The sequence below is a fragment of the Candidatus Methylomirabilota bacterium genome (assembly GCA_035315345.1).
Lineage (GTDB): Bacteria > Methylomirabilota > Methylomirabilia > Rokubacteriales > CSP1-6 > CAMLFJ01.
Map to the genome: position 1 here is coordinate 1 of DATFYA010000046.1, position 2268 is coordinate 2268.

At 72.3% G+C, this 2268-nt stretch carries 2 protein-coding genes; one reads left to right on the forward strand and one right to left on the reverse strand.

Annotated features, from left to right (window positions below):
- Window positions 1-185, reverse strand: a 185-nt coding sequence (locus VKN16_05795; GenBank protein ID HME93709.1) for a LysR family transcriptional regulator, incomplete at its 3' end; no start/stop codon positions are given.
- 92 nt (window positions 186-277) lie between these two features.
- Between VKN16_05795 and VKN16_05800 the strand changes: the two genes are divergently transcribed.
- Entirely contained in the window at window positions 278-1981 is a 1704-nt protein-coding gene (locus VKN16_05800; GenBank protein ID HME93710.1) for a transposase, read from the forward strand.
- Window positions 1982-2268: the final 287 nt, after the last annotated feature.

Consider the following 2268-nt stretch of genomic DNA (forward strand, 5'->3'; position numbering starts at 1 on the left):
GCGTCGGTCAGCGCTACGCCGTGGCTGTCCCTGGTGAACAGCGTGGCGCCGAGATCCTGTTCCAGCGCCCGGATCTGCCGACTGAGCACCGGCTGCGCGATGTGCAGCTCATCGGCGGCGCGGCCGAAGTGCAACCGGTCGGCCACGGCGACGAAGTAACGCACTTTGCGCAGGTCCAGATCCACGGCGCCTCCCGCTCCGGCGATGCCCCTAGGTGGCTGGTGTTTTTCGCGTGTCGCTGACCCGCCCCAGGCCTGGCCTCCGCGAGAGTGATCAAGTGACGTTGGGCCGGGCTGATCGTCAGGGTGATCTGTTCGACGAGGCGGCTCGATTCTGTGAGGAGTCGCTGCCGGAGAACTCGATCTACCGGTTCCTGGCGCGGGAGCGGGACCGGTTGTTCCCCGATGAGCTGTTCGCGGATCTGTTCTGCGACCGGGGTCGGCGTTCGGTGCCGCCGTCGGTGGTGGCCTCGGTGATGGTGTTGCAGCGCCTGGGTGGGTTCTCGGATCGGGAGGCGGTCGAGCAGTACAGCTTCGACGCGCGTTGGCGGTATGCGGCCGGGGTCGGCGGCTACGCCGGCTCGGGTGCGGGGGCCGGCGGGTTCGTGCACACCGTGTTGGTGGACATGCGAGCGCGGCTGCGCCGCTCGGCTCGCCCCGACCGGATCTTCGAGGTGGGCCTGGCGGCGGCGGCCGAGGCCGGGCTGGTCGGGCGGCGGCGGGTGGTGGACTCGACCCCGCTGTATGACGCCGTGGCCACGATGGACACGATCACGTTGATCCGCTCGGCGGTGCGCGGGCTGCTCGGGGTCGCCGCCGCTGCGGACACCGACCTGGCCGCGTCGCTGCGCGGCGCGCTGAGCAGCGGGGACGACTACGCCGGCAGCGGCAAGCCGCAGATCGACTGGGACGACCGGGCGGCCCGCGAGGAGTTGATCGACTCCCGGGCCCGGGATGGGTATGCGCTGCTGGCCCTGCTGGACGGCCGCGAGCTCGCCCAGCCGGTCACCGACGCCGCGACGCTGTTGGCGACGGTGCTGGGCCAGGACCTGCAGACCGGTCCGGATGGGGTGTTCCGGATCGCCCGCCGCGTCGCCGAGGACCGGGTGATCTCCACCGTGGACCCCGAGGCCCGGCACGGGCACAAGACCGCCGCGCGCGGGTTCGACGGCTACAAGGGCCACGCCGCGATGGACCCAGACACCGAGATCATCACCGCGACCACGGTCACCCCGGGCAACGCCGGGGATGCCAGCGTCGCCGAGGACCTCGTCGCCGACCTGCTCGACGACACCGCCGACGACACCGCCGACGACACCGCGGGCCAAAAGCAGCCGCAGCAGCCGGTCGAGCCGCAGCAGCCGGTCGAGCCGCAGCAGCCGGTCCAGGCCGGCGCGAGAGCGGCCGAGGACACCGAGGAGCCGTGCGTGTACGGCGATAACGCCTACGGCACCGGTGAGTTCCACGACCGGCTGCAGCGGGCCGGGATCACCGACCGCTGCAAGACCCAGACGCCCACCGCGGCGGGCGGGTTGTTCAGCAAGGATCGGTTCGCCATCGACCTCGGCGCCGACACGGTGAGCTGCCCGGCCGGGATCACCGTCCGGATTCACCCGGCCCATGCCGGCGGCGGCACCGCCTACTTCGGGTCGGCCTGCACCGACTGCCCGCTGCGCGCCCAGTGCACCAGCGCCGCCGGCGGGCGCACGGTGTCGGTCGGCCCCTACGAGCAGACCCTCACCGACGCCCGGGCCCGCCAGACCGACCCGGCCTGGGTCGCCGACTACCGCGGCACCCGACCCAAGATCGAACGCAAGCTCGGGCACCTCACCCGGCGCAAGCACGGCGGGCGACGAGCCCGGGTCCGCGGCACCGCCCGCGTTGACGACGACTTCCGGCTGCTGGCCGCCGCGACCAACCTGGCGCGGATGGCCGTGCTCGGGATGTGCGGCACTACCCAGGGATGGGCGGTAGCGGCCTGACCAGCACCAACAGCGCTCGAACCCGGGCTCGACCCCGCCCAGGAGCGGACGACCCAGCGCCCACGCGGTTCAGCCGAGCCGGCTCCACGTCCCAGCCCGGCCCGCATGGGAGCCCGTATGGCCCACCCACCCGGCAGAGCCCAGGCAGGGCCCACACTCGTATCAGCCGTTCGACACCAGCCACCTAGGGCGTGTCTCATGGATCTTGGTTGCTCGGGTGGCGGAGCCAGATCCTGATCGAGGCGACGTCGACGGTGCCGTTGTAGACGAACTCGCGCTTGTCGGTG